General features: G+C 70.2%; 18 protein-coding genes and 1 riboswitch. Of the genes, 14 read left to right on the forward strand and 4 right to left on the reverse strand.

Features of this window, described 5'->3' with window-relative positions; all coding sequences use genetic code 11:
* Positions 1-35 precede the first annotated feature (35 nt).
* From tilS to IEZ27_RS46405, 9 genes are all read left to right on the forward strand, one after another.
* Entirely contained in the window at positions 36-1040 is a 1005-nt protein-coding gene (tilS, locus tag IEZ27_RS46365; protein WP_189653084.1) for a tRNA lysidine(34) synthetase TilS, read from the forward strand.
* A gap of 10 nt (positions 1041-1050) precedes the next feature.
* Positions 1051-1602 carry a hypoxanthine phosphoribosyltransferase gene (gene hpt, locus IEZ27_RS46370; RefSeq protein WP_229824966.1) on the forward strand — a complete coding sequence of 184 codons (552 nt, stop codon included), beginning with the start codon at positions 1051-1053 and terminating at the stop codon, positions 1600-1602.
* Between the two features lie 238 nt (positions 1603-1840).
* On the forward strand, positions 1841-3835 hold the full coding sequence (gene ftsH, locus IEZ27_RS46375) for an ATP-dependent zinc metalloprotease FtsH (RefSeq protein WP_189653085.1): 1995 nt from the start codon (positions 1841-1843) through the stop codon (positions 3833-3835).
* The gene (gene folE / locus IEZ27_RS46380) at positions 3832-4410 is read left to right on the forward strand and encodes a GTP cyclohydrolase I FolE (protein ID WP_125641742.1); all 579 of its coding nucleotides are present in this window, start codon (positions 3832-3834) and stop codon (positions 4408-4410) included. Before ftsH ends, folE begins: the two co-directional genes overlap by 4 nt.
* A gap of 66 nt (positions 4411-4476) precedes the next feature.
* Positions 4477-5334, forward strand: a complete 858-nt coding sequence (folP, locus tag IEZ27_RS46385) for a dihydropteroate synthase (RefSeq protein WP_125641739.1) — start codon at positions 4477-4479, stop codon at positions 5332-5334.
* Positions 5331-5777 carry a nuclear transport factor 2 family protein gene (locus IEZ27_RS46390; RefSeq protein WP_125641736.1) on the forward strand — a complete coding sequence of 149 codons (447 nt, stop codon included), beginning with the start codon at positions 5331-5333 and terminating at the stop codon, positions 5775-5777. The genes folP and IEZ27_RS46390 overlap by 4 nt, the downstream gene beginning before the upstream one ends.
* A complete protein-coding gene (folB, locus tag IEZ27_RS46395; RefSeq protein ID WP_189653086.1) occupies positions 5767-6132 on the forward strand; it encodes a dihydroneopterin aldolase in 366 nt (121 codons plus the stop codon). The genes IEZ27_RS46390 and folB overlap by 11 nt, the downstream gene beginning before the upstream one ends.
* Positions 6129-6632 carry a 2-amino-4-hydroxy-6-hydroxymethyldihydropteridine diphosphokinase gene (folK, locus tag IEZ27_RS46400; RefSeq protein WP_189653087.1) on the forward strand — a complete coding sequence of 168 codons (504 nt, stop codon included), beginning with the start codon at positions 6129-6131 and terminating at the stop codon, positions 6630-6632. The genes folB and folK overlap by 4 nt, the downstream gene beginning before the upstream one ends.
* On the forward strand, positions 6629-7084 hold the full coding sequence (locus IEZ27_RS46405) for a DUF3180 domain-containing protein (RefSeq protein WP_189653088.1): 456 nt from the start codon (positions 6629-6631) through the stop codon (positions 7082-7084). The genes folK and IEZ27_RS46405 overlap by 4 nt, the downstream gene beginning before the upstream one ends.
* On the opposite strand, the gene IEZ27_RS46410 is transcribed toward IEZ27_RS46405, so the two are convergent.
* Positions 7081-8187, reverse strand: coding sequence for an acyltransferase family protein (locus IEZ27_RS46410; protein ID WP_189653089.1), 1107 nt, complete (start codon positions 8185-8187; stop codon positions 7081-7083). The genes IEZ27_RS46405 and IEZ27_RS46410 overlap by 4 nt on opposite strands.
* Complete coding sequence (locus tag IEZ27_RS46415; protein ID WP_189653090.1) at positions 8184-9329, reverse strand: NADH-quinone oxidoreductase subunit D; 1146 nt, start codon at positions 9327-9329, stop codon at positions 8184-8186. Before IEZ27_RS46415 ends, IEZ27_RS46410 begins: the two co-directional genes overlap by 4 nt.
* A gap of 123 nt (positions 9330-9452) precedes the next feature.
* Between IEZ27_RS46415 and IEZ27_RS46420 the strand changes: the two genes are divergently transcribed.
* A complete protein-coding gene (locus tag IEZ27_RS46420; protein ID WP_189653091.1) occupies positions 9453-10160 on the forward strand; it encodes a DoxX family protein in 708 nt (235 codons plus the stop codon).
* Between the two features lie 36 nt (positions 10161-10196).
* Here the strand turns inward: IEZ27_RS46420 and IEZ27_RS46425 are convergent, their stop codons facing one another.
* A complete protein-coding gene (locus IEZ27_RS46425) occupies positions 10197-11492 on the reverse strand; it encodes an aminotransferase class V-fold PLP-dependent enzyme (RefSeq protein ID WP_189653092.1) in 1296 nt (431 codons plus the stop codon).
* Between the two features lie 47 nt (positions 11493-11539).
* Positions 11540-11655, reverse strand: a riboswitch (SAM riboswitch).
* Between the two features lie 75 nt (positions 11656-11730).
* On the opposite strand from IEZ27_RS46425, the gene IEZ27_RS46430 reads away from it, so the two are divergent.
* On the forward strand, positions 11731-12930 hold the full coding sequence (locus IEZ27_RS46430; RefSeq protein ID WP_189653093.1) for a cytochrome P450: 1200 nt from the start codon (positions 11731-11733) through the stop codon (positions 12928-12930).
* Here IEZ27_RS46430 and IEZ27_RS46435 read toward each other — a convergent pair.
* Entirely contained in the window at positions 12914-13876 is a 963-nt protein-coding gene (locus IEZ27_RS46435; RefSeq protein ID WP_189653094.1) for an SAM-dependent methyltransferase, read from the reverse strand. The genes IEZ27_RS46430 and IEZ27_RS46435 overlap by 17 nt on opposite strands.
* Before the next feature lie 195 nt (positions 13877-14071).
* Between IEZ27_RS46435 and IEZ27_RS46440 the strand changes: the two genes are divergently transcribed.
* From IEZ27_RS46440 to panC, 3 genes are all read left to right on the forward strand, one after another.
* Positions 14072-14296, forward strand: coding sequence for a chaplin family protein (locus IEZ27_RS46440; protein ID WP_125641709.1), 225 nt, complete (start codon positions 14072-14074; stop codon positions 14294-14296).
* 324 nt (positions 14297-14620) lie between these two features.
* Entirely contained in the window at positions 14621-15511 is an 891-nt protein-coding gene (locus IEZ27_RS46445) for a Rossmann-like and DUF2520 domain-containing protein (protein WP_189653095.1), read from the forward strand.
* A 22-nt stretch (positions 15512-15533) separates the two neighbouring features.
* On the forward strand, positions 15534-16367 hold the full coding sequence (panC, locus tag IEZ27_RS46450; RefSeq protein WP_189653096.1) for a pantoate--beta-alanine ligase: 834 nt from the start codon (positions 15534-15536) through the stop codon (positions 16365-16367).
* Positions 16368-16378 lie beyond the last annotated feature (11 nt).

Here is a 16378-nt window from a genome sequence, read left to right on the forward strand (position 1 = left end):
GTCGCCGCGTGCGGCGGGGCCCGGCGGCCGGGACAATGGTCCTCGTGGGTCCCCATCCAGCCGTAGCCGACGTGCGCAGGGCCGTGCGCGAGGCGCTGGCCGACCTCGGCGGCACCGGCGCGCTGGTCCTGGCCGCCTGCAGCGGCGGCGCCGACTCCCTGGCCTTGGCGGCGGCCCTCGCCTTCGTCGCCCCCCGTGCCGGCCTGCGCGCGGGCCTGGTCACGGTCGACCACCAGCTCCAGCCCGGCTCGGCCGAGCGGGCCCGGCAGGTCGCCGAGCTGGCCGCCTCCATGGGCCTGGCCCCCTCCGAGGTGCTCACCGTCACCGTGGGCACCGAAGGCGGCCCGGAAGCCGCCGCCCGCGAGGCCAGGTACACCGCTCTGGCCGAGGCGGCCGACCGGCTCCAGGCCGCCGCCGTCCTCCTCGGGCACACCCGCGACGACCAGGCCGAGACCGTGCTCCTGGGCCTGGCCAGGGGGAGCGGGCTGCGGTCGATCTCCGGCATGGCCCCGCGGGCGGGCCGCTACCGCCGTCCCTTCCTCGACCTGCCCAGGGCCACGACGGTCGCCGCCTGCCGGGCGATGTCCCTCCACCCCTGGGACGACCCCCACAACGACGACCCCCGCTACACCCGCGTCCGCGTCAGGAAGCGGATCCTGCCGATGCTCGACGAAGAACTCGGCCCGGGGGTCGCCGAAGCGCTCGCGAGGACGGCCAGAATGGCCCGGGAGGACGCCGACGCCCTCGATCAGTGGGCCGAATCGGCGTTCCCGAATTGCGCTCTAAGCGATATCGCCGAGTCCGTCATCCTGTCCGTACCGGAGTTGGAGAAACTGCCCGACGCCGTGCGGCGCAGGGTGCTGCGGCGCGCGGCCATCGCGGCCGGAACGCCCTCCGGGGCGCTTTCGGCCACCCATGTGCTTGCGGTGGATCGGCTGGTCACACAATGGCACGGGCAGAAGGCGGTCGATCTGCCCGGAGGTCTGTCCGCAGTTCGGCGGTATGGCACCCTGATACTCGCCATCAGTCCCATCGTTTAAGGAACCACAGGTGGACGCTGCCGACATGGGCACAGACCTGGAGAAGGTCCTCATCCCCGAGGACGAGCTCCAGGCCAAGATCAAAGAGCTTGCCGGGCGCATCGACGAGGACTACGCGGGCAAGGACGTCCTGCTCGTGGGCGTGCTGAAGGGCGCGGTCATGGTGATGGCCGACCTGGCCAGGGCGCTGCACGTGCCCGTTCAGATGGACTGGATGGCGGTGTCGTCCTACGGCGCGGGCACCAAGTCGTCCGGCGTCGTACGGGTGCTGAAGGACCTCGACACCGACATCTTGAACCGCCACGTCCTGATCGTCGAGGACATCATCGACTCCGGTCTCACTCTCCACTGGCTGCTGGAAAACCTGAAGTCGCGCAATCCGGCCTCGCTGGAGATCTGCGCCGCGCTGCGCAAGCCGGACGCGGTGAAGGTGCCGATGGACGTGAAATACGTCGGGTTCGACATTCCCAACGAGTTCGTCATCGGCTACGGGCTCGACTACGCGGAGCGCTACCGGAATTTGCCGTTCATCGGAACGCTCGCCCCGCACGTTTATAAGTAGTAATCCTGGCCATGGCCGGGAACATCGCGCAACGTGACGTACGTTGATAGGGCAAGACCGGTGTAGTGGGCGGGTCCCTCCGCGCGCCGTGCCGGTGTACCTTCAGACTCCGGAAGGGTGACCGCGTGTCCCCTTCGGGTAGTCAGAAGTCGCGGTGTCGGATGCCGCGGCCCCGGGCCAGCCCGGGGTTCCAGGCCATGGTCAGGAAGGGACGGGCCCGCAAGGGGTTCCGCATCGGATGGATCTCAAGCGATTTACACGTGGGCCACTGCTGTGGATCCTGGGCATCGTCGTGCTGCTCCTGCTCGTCACTCAGCTCTGGAGCGGCGGGGGCAATTTCAAGCAGGCCGACACGTCCACGGTTCTCCAGCAGATTCGCGCCGGCAATTTCACCAGCGCCAAAGTGGTCGACAAGGACAACCGGGTCGAGCTCACCCTCATCAAGCCGGTCGTCGTCAGGCCGGGCGACGCCCCGGCGAAGCTGATCCAGTCCAACTGGGTCAGCGGCTACGGCGCGAAGCTGACCGACGAGCTGCAGGCCCAGGTCGACGCCAACAAGACGAAGAGCTTCACCACCGAGGTGCCCCAGGAGAACTTCCTGCTCAGCATCCTGGTGAGCTTCCTGCCGATCGTCATCATCGTGCTGATCTTCCTGTTCATCATGAACCAGATGCAGGGCGGCGGCTCCCGGGTGATGAACTTCGGCAAGTCGAAGGCCAAGCTCATCACCAAGGACACCCCGAAGACGACGTTCGCCGATGTCGCCGGCGCTGACGAGGCCATCGAGGAGCTCCAGGAGATCAAGGAGTTCTTGCAGGCCCCGGCCAAGTTCCAGGCGATCGGCGCCAAGATCCCCAAGGGCGTGCTGCTCTACGGCCCGCCCGGCACCGGCAAGACCCTGCTGGCCCGCGCGGTCGCGGGTGAGGCCGGCGTGCCCTTCTACTCGATCTCCGGTTCCGACTTCGTCGAGATGTTCGTCGGTGTCGGCGCCTCGCGTGTGCGTGACCTGTTCGAGCAGGCCAAGGCCAACGCCCCCGCGATCATCTTCATCGACGAGATCGACGCCGTCGGCCGCCACCGCGGCGCCGGCCTGGGCGGCGGTCACGACGAGCGCGAGCAGACCCTCAACCAGCTGCTCGTCGAGATGGACGGCTTCGACGTCAAGGGCGGCGTGATCCTCATCGCCGCGACCAACCGGCCGGACATCCTCGACCCGGCGCTGCTGCGTCCCGGCCGTTTCGACCGGCAGGTCACGGTCGACCGCCCCGACCTGGAGGGCCGCAAGGGCATCCTCAAGGTCCACGGTCGTGGCAAGCCGTTCGCGCCCGACGTCGACCTCGACGTCATCGCGCGCCGCACCCCCGGGTTCACCGGCGCCGACCTGGCCAACGTGATCAACGAGGCGGCCCTGCTCACCGCGCGGGCCGACCAGAAGCTGATCACGATGGACGTCCTTGAGGAGTCGATCGACCGTGTCATGGCAGGGCCCGAGCGCAAGTCGCGGGTCATGTCCGACAAGGAGAAGAAGATGATCGCCTATCACGAAGGCGGTCACGCTCTGGTGGCGCACGCGCTGCCCAACTCCGACCCGGTCCACAAGATCACCATCCTGTCCCGCGGCCGCGCCCTCGGTTACACGATGACGCTGCCGATGGAGGACAAGTTCCTGGCCACCAGGTCCGAGATGATGGACCAGCTCGCGATGCTGCTCGGCGGCCGCGCGGCGGAGGAGCTCGTCTTCCACGAGCCCACCACCGGCGCCTCCAACGACATCGAGAAGGCCACGGCGGTCGCCCGCCGCATGGTGACCGAGTACGGCATGAGCGAGCAGCTCGGCGCCCGTAAGTTCGGCAGCGGCCAGGCCGAGGTCTTCCTCGGCCGCGAGATGGGCCACGAGCGCGACTACTCCGAGAAGATCGCCTCCTCCATCGACGAGGAGGTCCGCCGGATGATCGAGACGGCGCACGACCAGGCCTGGGACATCCTGGTCGAGTACCGCGACGTGCTCGACAACCTGGTGCTGGAGCTCATGGAGAAGGAGACGCTCTCCCGCGAGCAGGTCCTCCAGATCTTCGCTCCGGTGATCGTCAAGGAACACCGGCCCTCCTACGCGGGCTACGGCAAGCGGCTCCCGTCCGACCGCCCGCCGATCCTGACCCCGAAGGAGCAGTCGGGCAACGGCTCGCTCACCTCGGGCCACCAGGACGCCCTCCCGGCCGGGGACAGTGCGTGACGCAGCACGAGGTAGACCTTGGGCGGATCGAGAAGGCCGTACGCGAGATCCTCTACGGCATCGGCGAGGATCCCGACCGTGACGGCCTGATCGAGACGCCCGCCCGGGTCGCCCGCGCGATGGCCGAGCAGTTCTCCGGCCTCGGTCAGGCGCCCGAGGACGTCCTCAACAAGGTCTTCGACGTCGATCACGACGAGATGGTGCTGGTCAGGGACATCGAGGTCTACTCGACCTGCGAGCACCATCTCGTGCCCTTCCACGGCGTGGCCCACGTGGGCTACATCCCCAACGAGCGGGGCCAGGTGACCGGGCTGTCGAAGCTGGCCCGGCTGGTCGACGTCTTCGCCCGCCGTCCGCAGGTGCAGGAGCGCATGACCTCGCAGATCGCCGACGCCCTCATGCGGGTGCTGGAGCCGCGCGGGGTCATCGTGGTCGTCGAGGCCGAACACCTGTGCATGACGATGCGCGGCGTACGCAAGCCGGGGGCCAAGACGGTCACGTCGGCGGTCCGCGGCGACTTCCGTACCAGCGACAAGACCCGTTCCGAGGCGATGGCGCTCATCCTCGGCAGGTGACGATCGTTATCCACAACTGGGGACCCGAGATGTCGGCAGGTGTGGGGGAACGCCTAGGCTTGCCCCATGACTAGCGTGCCCATCAACGTGCCGGGAGGTACGGAGCGGTGCCTCGTCATGGGTGTGGTCAATGTGACGCCCGACTCCTTCTCCGACGGCGGCCAGTGGTTCGACGAGGAGGCCGCCGTCCAGCACGGGCTCGACCTGGTGCGGGAGGGGGCCGACATCGTCGATGTGGGCGGTGAGTCCACCCGTCCCGGCGCCGCCCGGGTGTCGCTGGAGGAGGAGCTGGCCAGGGTCGTCCCCGTGATCCGGGCGCTCGACGCCGAGGGTGTGGCGGTGAGCGTCGACACGATGCGCGCCGAGGTGGCCAGGGCCGCGGTCGAGGCGGGCGCCAAGCTCGTCAACGACGTGAGCGGCGGGCTGGCCGACCCGGACATGCCGCGCGTGGTCGCCGCGACGGGGATTCCCTACGTGGTGATGCACTGGCGCGGCCACAGCCATGACATGGACAGCCGTGCCGTCTACGCCGACGTCGTGACAGAGGTGCGCGAGGAGCTGAGCAAGCGGGTCGATCTGGTGCTGGCCGAGGGAGTGTCCCCGGAGCAGATCGTGCTCGACCCCGGTCTCGGGTTCGCCAAGCACGCCGAGCACAACTGGGCGCTGCTGGCCGGCATCCCGGAGCTCGCCGAGCTGGGCTACCCGCTGCTGATCGGGGCCTCGCGCAAGCGGTTCCTCGGGCGGCTGCTGGCAGGTCCCGACGGCGCCCCCCGCCCGTTCAGCCGGAGCGACGACGCCACCCTGGCGGTGACCGCGCTGGCGGCACAGGCGGGGGCCTGGTGCGTGCGCGTGCACGAGGTAGGTCCCAATGCCGATGCCGTGCGCGTGGCGGCCGCATGGAAGAGAGCCGGAGCAGGCACATGAGCGTCGACACTGCCGCTATTGAGACGGTCAACGAGGAGTTCTACACCGCGATCGAGAGTGCCGATCTCGACAAGATGACCGAGATCTGGGCCGAGGACTCCGCCGACGACCAGGTGAGCTGCGTACATCCGGGCTGGACGTTGCTGACGGGCCGGTCCGAGGTGCTGCGGTCGTGGGCGCTGATCATGGCCAACACCACCTACATCCAGTTCGTGCTGACCGACGTCAACACGACCGTGCTGGGCGACGTGGCCGTGCTCACCTGCGTGGAGAACATCCTCACCGCGGGCGAGGAGGGTGAGTCCAGCTTCGCCGCGGGCAAGGTGGTGGCGAGCAACGTCTACATCCGCACCTCACAGGGCTGGCGGTTGTGGATGCACCACGGCTCCCCGGTGCTCCAGGGAGACGACGACGAGGACGAGGAGGGCGAGCTTGAGGTCTGACCGCATCGCTCTCAAGGGCCTGCGGGCCAGGGGACGGCACGGCGTGCTGCCCGCCGAGCGGGAGCTCGGGCAGGAGTTCGTGGTCGACGCGACGTTGTTCCTCGACACCGCCCCGGCGGCGGCCGGCGACGACCTCACCAAGACGGTCCACTACGGCGAGCTGGCCCAGGCGCTGGCCGAGGTGGTCGAGGGCGAGCCGGTCGAGCTGATCGAGACGCTGGCGCAGCGGCTGGCCGACGTCTGCCTGGCCAGTGAGCTGGTCCACAAGGTCGAGGTGAGTGTGCACAAACCGGCGGCGCCGATCCCGCTGCCGTTCGACGATGTGATCGTGACGATCGAGAGGAGCCGCGCATGAAGGCCGTCCTCGCTCTCGGCAGCAATCTGGGCGAGCGCTTCCAGACGTTGCAGGGAGCCATCGACACGCTGTTCGACGCCCCGGGCCTGGAGTTCGTCAAGGTGTCCCCGGTCTACGAGACCGACCCCGTCGGCGGACCGGGCGGGCAGGAGCCGTACCTCAACGCGGTCGTCGTGGCCGAGACCGAGTTGCCGCCCCGCACGCTGCTGGAGCGGGCGCTCGGCGTGGAGAACGCCTACGGACGCGTACGCGAGGAGCGGTGGGGGCCGCGTACGCTCGACATCGACCTGATCGTCGTCGGCGAGGACACCTGCGACGACGCCGAGCTGACGTTGCCCCATCCGCGGGCCCACGAGCGGGCCTTCGTGCTGGTGCCCTGGTCGGTGATCGACCCCGAGGCCACGGTGCCGGGCCGGGGCCGCATCGCCGACCTGCTGGCCGGGCTCGACCGGCGGGGCGTGCGCCTGCGTGAGGACCTGAAGCTGCAGAGGCCCGATTGAGGCCGACGCACCCCGGCCGCCTGGCCGCTCTCCTCGTCGTCGTCGCCCTCGTCGTGTGGGCGGCGGTCCGGCACTTCTACTCCGAGCTGCCCATCATGCCGTGGACGGCGATCCCGACCGTGTTGCTGCTGGCCCTCGGCGAGGGTTACAGCGGATGGGTGACCAAGGCCAGGATCGCCAGGAAGCCGGACACCAAGCCGGTCGAACCGCTGGCGGTGGCCCGGCTGGCGGCGCTGGCCAAGGCATCGGCGTACGTGGGGGCGGTGTTCGCCGGGATGTTCGCCGGGTTCGCCGCGTACACGCTGCAGATCTTCGACCGGGAGACGCCGCGCTCGGAGTTCTTCGTGGCGGCCGGGTCGTTCGTGGCCTGCGTGGTGCTCGTCTGCGCGGCCCTCTACCTCGAACACTGCTGCCGCATCCCCAAGGACTCCGACGAGCGCAAGACCGACTAGCGCGGCTCCCCGGCCTCGCGCGTGCGCCCGGCCGGGGCCCGGCGGCGGCCGAAGAGGTAGATGACCGGAAGGGTGCAGATCAGGGGGCCGATGATGGCGATCGGCCGCTCCAGCCACCACTTCAGGTCCGGCGGGATCTTGGTGCCGAGGCTGCCGAACAGCCACCACGACAGCCCTAAGGCGATCGCCATGCCGGTCGTGTGGAAGAGGAACAGCGGCAGGGCGTAACGGTTGATGAAGGAGTTCGCACGGGCCCAGCGGGGACGTTCGAGCACCCGTTCCATGGCCGGGCGCAGCACCTCCACCAGGCCGATCTGGAAGATCAGCAGGGCGACGATGACGAACGTGGGCGGGGCCATGTTCGACCACTTGTCCCCGGGCACGCCGACCATCGAGCCCGGGTAGATGCCCGAGTAGACCAGCCCGAACAGGGCGAACAGGCCCGTCCACAGGATGCCGATGTCGTACCGCCTGGGCAGGATGACGATCCGGTCGTAGAAGAAGCCCGCCTGGTGGGCCAGGCCCCAGACGATGATCATGTTCAGCCAGCCGGCCCACTCGTAGCCGTAGCGGAAGCGCACCACGTCCACGACCAGGGCCGAGCCGCCGAGCCAGATGAGGGCCAGCACGTCGTAGCGTCTGTGCAGCCACAGGGCCACCGGCAGCAGCGCGATCAGCACCAGGTAGACGCCGAGGAACCACAGCGGGCTGAGTACGAGCAGCACCACCCGCCACATCCACTCCACGCCGAACGCCCAGGTCACGACCGCGCCGACGGAGATCCACACGCCGCACAGGAACAACGCCGGCAGGGCCAGCGCCCGGATGCGCCGCCAGACGAACGCCCCGATGCCCACGCCGCGCGCCTGCGCCCGGTTCCAGGACAGCAGGTGCACGTGACCGCCGACGTAGAAGAACAGCGGCAACACCTGCAGCAGCCAGGTCAGGATCCACAACCCCGAGGTGAAGCCGAGCGGGCTGGTGGGCTCGGGCCCGGTGGGCTTCCACTCCAGGATCGTGAACGCCCAGTGCCAGACCACCACCACGATGAGGCTGAGAGCGCGGAGCCAGTCGACGTACTTGTCGCGTTGGGGAGTGCTCACTTGTCGATGTCACCCACGACGAAGAACATCGAGCCGAGGATGGCGATCATGTCGGCCACCAGGTTGCCGGGCAGCAGCTCGCGCAGCACCTGGACGTTGCCGAAGGAGGCCGAGCGCAGCTTGAGCCGCCACGGCGTCTTGTCGCCCTTGGAGACCAGGTAGTAGCCGTTGATGCCGAGCGGGTTCTCGGTCCACGCGTACGTGTGGCCCTCGGGCACCTTGAGCACCTTCGGCAACCGCTGGTTGATCGGCCCGGGAGGCAGCTCGCGCAGCCGCTCGACGCAGGCTTCGGCGAGGTCGAGCGAGACCTTGAGCTGCGCGAACAGCACCTCGAACCGGGAATGGCAGTCGCCCGCCTCCCGGGTGACGACCTCGACGGGCAACTCGCCGTAGGCCAGGTACGGATCGTCGCGCCGCAGGTCGAGGTCGACCCCCGAGGCGCGGGCGATGGGCCCGCTGACGCCGTACTGGAGGATCTGCTCGCGGGTCAGCACGCCGACCCCCTTGGTACGGGCGAGGAAGATCTCGTTGTTCAGGATGAGGCCCTCGATGTCGGGCACCCGGCGGCGGGTCTCGGCGACGGCCTGCGCGACCCGGTCGAGCCAGCCGAGCGGCAGGTCCTCCTTGAGGCCGCCGACCCGGTTGAACATGTAGTGCATGCGCCCGCCGGAGATCTCCTCCATGACGGCCTGGATGCGTTCGCGCTCGTTGAAGGCGTAGAAGACGGGGGTGATCGCGCCGAGTTCGAGGGGGTAGGAGCCGAGGAACATCAGGTGGTTGAGCATGCGGTTGAGCTCGGCCAGCAGTGTACGGGCCCACACGGCCCTGACCGGCGGTTCCATGCCGAGCAGCCGTTCGGCGGCCAGCACGACGCCCAGCTCGTTGGCGAACCCCGACAGCCAGTCGTGCCGGTTGGCGAGCATGATGATCTGCCGGTAGTCGCGGACCTCGAACAACTTCTCCGCGCCCCTGTGCATGTAGCCGATGATCGGCTCGGCCGCCGCGATGCGCTCGCCGTCGAGGGTCAGCCGGAGCCTGAGCACGCCGTGCGTGGAGGGGTGTTGGGGACCGATGTTGAGGATCATGTCCTCGGTCGCCAGCTCCTTCGCGCCCGCGCCGATCCCGACCACGCGTTCCGTCATAGGGCCCATGCTGCCACCGTCCCGCGAGGTGGGCCAGCGTGGGGGATGGTCAAGGAATCGTATGGCAACGCATCCCGAAGCCAGACATGGGGATCAATACCGGAAACGGGGGGAGAAAGCACTGTGAAGAGAGTTCTGTTTGATGTGGCCGCCCTGATCTCCAGGGTGGTGCTCGGTGTGATCTTCGTGGCGCACGGCTGGCAGAAGTGGCAGGGCGGGCTGGGTGCCGCGGCGGCGGAGTTCCGGGAGATGGGCGTGCCGATGCCCGGGTTGTCCGCGGGGTTCGCCGCCATCGTGGAGTTGATCGGCGGTGTCCTGCTGATCCTCGGCCTCTTGGTACGTCCGGTGGCGTTGCTGCTGCTCATTGACATGATCGGCGCGATCGTCTTCGTGCACATAGGACGCGGGGTGTTGTCGCAGAACGGCGGCTGGGAGCTGCCGGGCGCCCTGGGCGCGCTCGCCCTGATGCTCGCCGCGCTGGGCGGCGGCCGGATCGGCCTCGACGGCATCGTCAACACGATGTTCCGGCGCCGCAGGGAACGCCGGATCGCCGAGGACGACCTCGCCGCGCACCGGCCGGTCCGGCGCGCCGAGCCGACGACCGTCGTCACCGAGGAGCCCACGACGCAGCCCATGAGGGAGCCCACGACGCAGGTGCGGCCCGCGGGCGGCCCCACGACGCCGGCCAGGCCCGAGGGGGAGGCCGAGCAGCCCAACGTGCCGAGGCAGCCGGGCGCGCCGCGGCCCGGCCACCTCAACGACGAGGACATGAGGGACATCGACGCCCTGGTCTCGGACGAGCCGACCCATCCGAAGCCGCCCAACCGCTGACGACCGACCCGGGCAAAAGCCCTCCGACCGCTGAGGTCAGCGGCCGACCAGGTCGCGCAGGGCCTCGATCAGGCGGTCGACGTGCTCCTGCGTGCTGCCGATGCCGATCGAGGCCCGCACCGCCGACGCGGTGCCGTCCTCGCAGCCGCCGTCCGCCGTGCCCAGCAGGTGGCGGACGAACGGGTGCGCGCAGAACTTCCCGTCACGCACGCCGATGCCGTACTCGCCGGACAGCGCCTCGGCCACCTCCCGGGCCGAGTAGCCGTCCACCACGAACGACACGATCCCCACCCGCGGGTGGTCCTCGCCCCACAGCGACAGCTCGTGCACCCCCTCGATCGAGGCCAGGCCGGCGCGCAGGCGGGCGATCAGGCGCTCCTCCTCGCATACCAGCTCGGTCCAGCCGGTGGCGGTGAGCGCGTCGCAGGCGGCGGCCAGGGCGATGGCGCCCAGCACGTTGGGGGTGCCCGCCTCGTGGCGGGGCTCGGGGTCGTCGTGCCATTCGGTGGTCTCGCCCACCGAGCGCACCGCGCCGCCGCCCTTGAGGTACGGCTCGCCCTCGGCCAGCCAGTCACGCCGTCCGATCAGCACGCCGGCGCCGAAGGGCGCGTACAGCTTGTGGCCGGAGAAGGCCACGTAGTCCAGGTCGAGCGCGGTCAGGTTGAGCCTGCGGTGCGGTACGAGCTGGGCGGCGTCCACCAGGATCCGGGCGCCGTGCCGGTGGGCGATGTGGGCGAGGGCGGCGATCGGCCACAACTCGCCGGTGACGTTCGAGGCGGCGGTGACCACGAGCAGCTTGGGGCCCTCGATCCCGGCCAGTGCCTCGTCGGCGGCGCGGACGGCCTCGCCGGGGAAGGCGGGGGGCGCGAGGCGTACGGACCGCTCCCAGGGCAGCAGCGAGGCGTGGTGCTCGGAGTCGAAGACGACCACGGTCGTGCCCTCGGGCAGGCAGCGGGCCAGCAGGTTGGTGGCGTCGGTGGTGTTGCGGGTGAAGATGACGGCGTCGTCCGGGCGGGCGCCGACGAAGGCCCTGACCGTGTGGCGGGACTGCTCATACCGGGCGGTGGTGAGCTGGGAGGCGTAGCCCGCGCCGCGGTGGACGCTGGAGTAGGCCGGGAGCGCGGCGGCGACGGCGGCGCTGACCGGCTCAAGACAAGGGGCGCTGGCGGCGTAGTCGAGGTTGGCGTAGCTGACCAGGCGGCCGCCCTTGACCGGGACCTCCAGGTCGGCGCCGAGCACGGCGGGGATCAGCCGTCCCGAGGGGGCGGAGGTGGCGGCGGGGGCCTCGACGGCCTGGGCGGGCACCGAGTTGAAGATCGTCAGCGTGGACATGGCACGGCTCCTCACGGGGTCGGTCGGACCCCTGGGAACAGCCACGGAGCCCGCGCTTGCCCGCCACACCTCGTGACGGACCAGGTCTTCACCCGGGGCACCCCGCCGCGGACGCGAGGGTTGCCGGCCAGCTAGCCGGGGCTTGTCGCTGGCACTCATGACCTACGACCGCACTATAACCGACACCCGGGCATCATTCGCAAGCCCAGCAGGTCAGCACGTCTCATAAGATGAAATAGTGCGCTTTGATCCCTGGAATCCGGATTTCGTCGCCGACCCTTACCCGGCTTACGACGAGCTGAGGCGCGAGGCGCCCGTCCACTACTTCGAGCCGTCCAACCAGTGGCTGATCTCCCGGCACGCCGACGTGAACGCGCTGCTCAGGGACCGGCGACTGGGCCGCGACTACACCCACGTCGCCACCCACGAGGAGTTCGGCCGGCAGCCCGAGCCGGAGTTCCAGGAGCCCTTCTGGCGCGTCAGCAGGAACGGCATGCTGGAGGTCGAGCCGCCGGACCACACGAGGCTGCGCCGGCTGGTGTCCAAGGCGTTCACGCCGCGCATGGTCGAGTCGCTGCGCCCCCGCGTACGGGCCATCGCCGAGGGCCTGATCGACGCGTACGTCGAGAAGGGCGGCGGCGACCTGATCGCCGAGGTCGCCGAGCCGCTGCCGGTCACCGTCATCGCCGAGATGCTCGGCGTCCCCGAGCAGGACCGCCACCTGCTGCGCCCGTGGTCGGCCGACATGTGCGGCATGTACGAGCTCAACCCCGACCTGGACACCCAGCACAAGGCGGTGCGCGCGGCCGAGGAGTTCGAGTCCTACCTCAAGGACCTGGCCCGCGAGCGCGTGGCCAACCCCGGCGACGACCTGGTCAGCGCCCTGGCCGCGATCCCCGAGCTGACCCCGGACGAGCTGGCCGGCACCTGCGTCCTGCTGCTCAACGCGGGCCACGAGGCCACGGTCAACGTCACCGGCAACGGCTGGCGGGCCCTGCTCAAGAACCCCGGCGAGCTGGCCCGCCTGCGCTCCGACCGTTCGCTGCTGCCGACCGCCATCGAGGAGCTGCTGCGCCACGACACCCCGCTCCAGCTCTTCGAACGCTGGGTGCTGGAGGACATCGAGGTCGACGGCGTGCGGATCCCGCGCGGCTCGGAGGTCGCCTGCCTGTTCGGCTCGGCCAACCGGGACCCCGAGGTGTTCGAGGACCCGGACCGGCTCGACCTGGGCCGGCCGGACAACCCGCACATCTCCTTCGGCGCGGGCATCCACTTCTGCCTGGGCGCGCCGCTGGCCAGGATCGAGCTGACGGAGTCGTTCAACGCGCTGCTGGACCGCGTGGGGACGATCGAGCTGCGCTCGGAGCCGGTCTACAAGCCCGGGTTCGTCATCCGCGGCCTGCACTCGCTCGACCTCGACGTCACCGGCTCTGGCTGAGCCACCCGAACCCGCCGAGCCCGGCCGGATCGATCAGCTCCGCCTCCTCCGAGGCCCTCGACAGAGCACGTACGTAGGCGCGCGGATCGGTGTGCGCCAGGTCGACCGGCGGGCGGGTGCCGGTGAGGCCCAGCGTCCGCAACACGTTGCGCTGTGTGGACAAGGTTGTGGATATCGCGCCGGCCCGCCGCCCGGCCTCGGCGCACGCGTCGAGGGCGACGTGGGCGGTGATGTCGCAGGTCCCGTCGGGGATCGGGGTGACGACCGAGCCGTCGCGGTAACCGGTCAGCGTGCCGCAGAGCGGTCGGTTATCCACAGGGTGTGCATAATCCACGGCTATCGCCCGGCCGCGGGCGAGGCGTACCAGAACGGAGGCCCAGGCGTCGTCGCGGGGGCGGCCGATCTCGGCGCGGGTGCCCACGTGGGGCAGCGGCCACCAGCGGTCGAGCCATTCGCGGTCGGCGGGCCGCAGCGGGCCGCCGAGGCGCTCCTCGCCGGTCCGGGTGTTGACCATGACCAGGCGGGGGCCGCCGGAGGTCTGCTCGGCCACGTCGAGCGGGATGTTGTCGAGCCACTCGTTGGCGATGGCCAGGCCGGTGATGCTGGTGGGCAGCGTGCGGCTCCACTCCACCTGCTCGGGCAGGCCGGCGGGCCTGGCGGACAGGTCGACGCAGGTGACCCGGAGCCGGTCGCGCAGGTCGGGCCCGGCCGCCGCGAGCACGCGGCCGACCAGCACGCCCTCGCCTGAGCCGATGTCGACCAGGTCGAGCGGGTCGGGGGCGCCGAGCTCGGAGTCCACCTCCGTCAGCAGGGCCAGGACCGCCTCCGCGAACGCGGCCGAGGCTCCGACCGAGGTGCGGAAGTGGCCCGAGGGGCGTTCGCGGAGGTAGAAGCCCTCCTCGCCGTAGAGCGCGCGTTCGGTCGCGGCGCGCCAGGTGAGCCACATGCAGGGACTATCTCACGATTCAACGTGACGACACGCAGAGTCAATGATTGACTACTCTTGGTCGTTACATTGCGCTAACGTTTACGCACTGTCACAGAGCGACTGCGTTTCGCCCATCCGCGGTAAGCGGCGAGCCGGATCGCTCCACCAAAAGCATTGCGGCCTCGACGGCCGCATACTGAGAGGAGCCCCCCCGTGAAGAAGACTCTGGTCATGGCAGGTGCCATCGCCCTGCTGGCCCTGGCCGCCCCCGCGTACGCCGACGACGTCACCCACGGCAACAACGGCATCCTGACCGGCAGCCCGATCCACCTCCCCATCACCGCCGTCGTGCCCGTCTGCGGCAACAACATCGGCATCCAGGCGGTGCCGATCAACGGCTGCCAGGGGAGCCCGAACACCGCGGTCTACAGCCGCTGAGGCAGGAAGAGCCCGGACCGCTCGCGCGCGGTCCGGGCTCTGATCCCGGCCGGTCAGTCGGCGGATGACCGGCCGGCGCACCTCCAAGAGGTCGCATCCAGGCGGGCGTCGGGTTGTCAGGACTCGGCGCCCGCTGTCATGCGTGGACCCCTCTCCTCATCTCTTTCGACAGGGGGTGCACCATTCGTATGCCCCTGTCGCATTTGTCGTTAACTCAACGCGCGGCAAAGCGGCGGTCACGCCGGAACGCCTGGTGACTGCGACCGTCCCGCCGCCGGTTACGCTGGTCGGCAGTGCCATCACGGTCGACAGGGGTGAGACGTCATGGACGCAGCTGATCGCCCGGCACGGCTGACTGTCGGCGTGCTCGGGGCGGGCAAGGTCGGCTCCGCGCTCGGCGCCGCGCTGACCCAGGCCGGACACCGGATCGTGGCCGCGAGCGGGGTGTCCGACAGGTCGCGGAGATGGGCCGCCGACCGGCTCGGGGTCGACCTGGCGCGGCCCGACGAGGTGGTGGCCGCCGCGCAGCTCATCCTGCTGACCGTCCCCGACGACGCCCTGCCCGACCTCGTCGCCGGGCTGGCCGGTACGGGCGCCGAGCTCCAGGGCAAGCTGCTCGTCCACACCAGCGGCGCCTACGGCCTGTCGGTGCTCGACCCCGCCGCGAAGGCGGGCGCGCTGCCGCTCGCGCTCCACCCGGTCATGACGTTCACCGGCCGGGACGACGACCTCAACAAGATCACCGGCATCTCGTTCGGCGTGACCGCGCCCGACATGCTGCGTCCCGTCGCCGAGGCCCTGGTGATCGAGATGGGCGGCGAGCCGGTCTGGATCGCCGAGAGCGACCGCGCCCTCTACCACGCGGCCCTGGCCAACGCCGCCAACCACATGGTCACGCTCATCGCCGAGTCCGAGGAGCTGCTGGGGCGCATCGGCGTCGAGCACCCGGGCCGGATGCTGGGCCCGCTGCTGGGGGCGGCGCTGGACAACGTGCTGCGGCTGGGCATCGCCGGTCTGACCGGGCCGGTCGTCCGGGGCGACGCCGGTACGGTGCGCAAACACGTCGACGCGCTGATCCTGGCCGCTCCCGAGGCCGCCGACGCCTACATCGCGCTGGCCCGGCTCACCGCCGACCGGGCGCTGGCCGCCGGGCTGCTCAAACCGGAGGAGGCGGAGCGGCTGCTCGACGCGCTTGGGGGCAATATATGGACCTGACCGTCGGGTGTGGAGGGCAACAATGGATCTGATCGTGGCCGGCAACCGGGACGACCTGGCCAAGGCTCGGGGCACGGGCACAGTGGCCCTGGTCCCGACCATGGGCGCGCTCCACGACGGTCATCGGTCGCTGATCAGGGCCGCGCGTGCCCGTGCCGACCAGGTCGTGGTCAGCATCTTCGTCAACCCTCTGCAATTTGCGCCAAACGAGGATTTTTCGCGCTATCCCCGTACGTTTGATGCCGACCTTGAGGTGTGCCGGGCCGAGGGGGCCGGCGTCGTGTTCGCGCCGTCGGCCGTGGACATGTACCGCCCCGACCGCCAGGTGAGCGTCTGCTCCGGCGAGATGGGCACGATCGTCGAGGGCGCCTCCAGGCCGGGCCACTTCGACGGCGTGCTGACGGTGGTGCTCAAGCTGTTCAACCTGGTACACCCCGACCTGGCGATCTTCGGCCAGAAGGACGCCCAGCAGCTCGCCGTGATCCGCCGCATGGTGGCCGACCTCGACCTGCCGATCGAGATCGTCGGGGCCCCTACCGTACGCGAGCCCGACGGGCTGGCCCTGTCCAGCCGCAACCGCTACCTGTCGGCCGGCGAACGCACGGTCGCGCTGGCCCTGTCGCGTGCCCTGCGGGCGGGCGCCGCCGAGCTGACCCCGTCCGCGATCCGGGCCACCGCGCGGGCCGTGCTCGACGCGGCCGGGCCCGACCTCGACCTCGACTACCTGGCGCTGGTCGATCCGGCGACGTTCAAGGAGGTCGGCGACTCCTACGCGGGCTCGGCCGTCCTCGCCGTGGCGGCCAGGGTGGGCACCACCCGGTTGATCGACAACGTCGTCCTGAGCCTGCGTCCCTGATCCGTACGGCC

The organism is Nonomuraea spiralis (assembly GCF_014648435.1).
GTDB classification, from domain to species: domain Bacteria; phylum Actinomycetota; class Actinomycetes; order Streptosporangiales; family Streptosporangiaceae; genus Nonomuraea; species Nonomuraea spiralis.

What these genes read in the sequence shown, in the direction of transcription:
- tilS (WP_189653084.1), top strand. Translation starts at nt 36, where the DNA reads ATGGTCCTCGTGGGTCCCCATCCAGCCGTAGCCGACGTGCGCAGGGCC.
- IEZ27_RS46425 (WP_189653092.1), bottom strand. Translation starts at nt 11,492, where the DNA reads ATGTCCACGCTGACGATCTTCAACTCGGTGCCCGCCCAGGCCGTCGAG.
- IEZ27_RS46415 (WP_189653090.1), bottom strand. Translation starts at nt 9,329, where the DNA reads ATGACGGAACGCGTGGTCGGGATCGGCGCGGGCGCGAAGGAGCTGGCG.
- IEZ27_RS46435 (WP_189653094.1), bottom strand. Translation starts at nt 13,876, where the DNA reads ATGTGGCTCACCTGGCGCGCCGCGACCGAACGCGCGCTCTACGGCGAG.
- ftsH (WP_189653085.1), top strand. Translation starts at nt 1,841, where the DNA reads ATGGATCTCAAGCGATTTACACGTGGGCCACTGCTGTGGATCCTGGGC.
- IEZ27_RS46390 (WP_125641736.1), top strand. Translation starts at nt 5,331, where the DNA reads ATGAGCGTCGACACTGCCGCTATTGAGACGGTCAACGAGGAGTTCTAC.
- folK (WP_189653087.1), top strand. Translation starts at nt 6,129, where the DNA reads ATGAAGGCCGTCCTCGCTCTCGGCAGCAATCTGGGCGAGCGCTTCCAG.
- panC (WP_189653096.1), top strand. Translation starts at nt 15,534, where the DNA reads ATGGATCTGATCGTGGCCGGCAACCGGGACGACCTGGCCAAGGCTCGG.
- IEZ27_RS46445 (WP_189653095.1), top strand. Translation starts at nt 14,621, where the DNA reads ATGGACGCAGCTGATCGCCCGGCACGGCTGACTGTCGGCGTGCTCGGG.
- folP (WP_125641739.1), top strand. Translation starts at nt 4,477, where the DNA reads ATGACTAGCGTGCCCATCAACGTGCCGGGAGGTACGGAGCGGTGCCTC.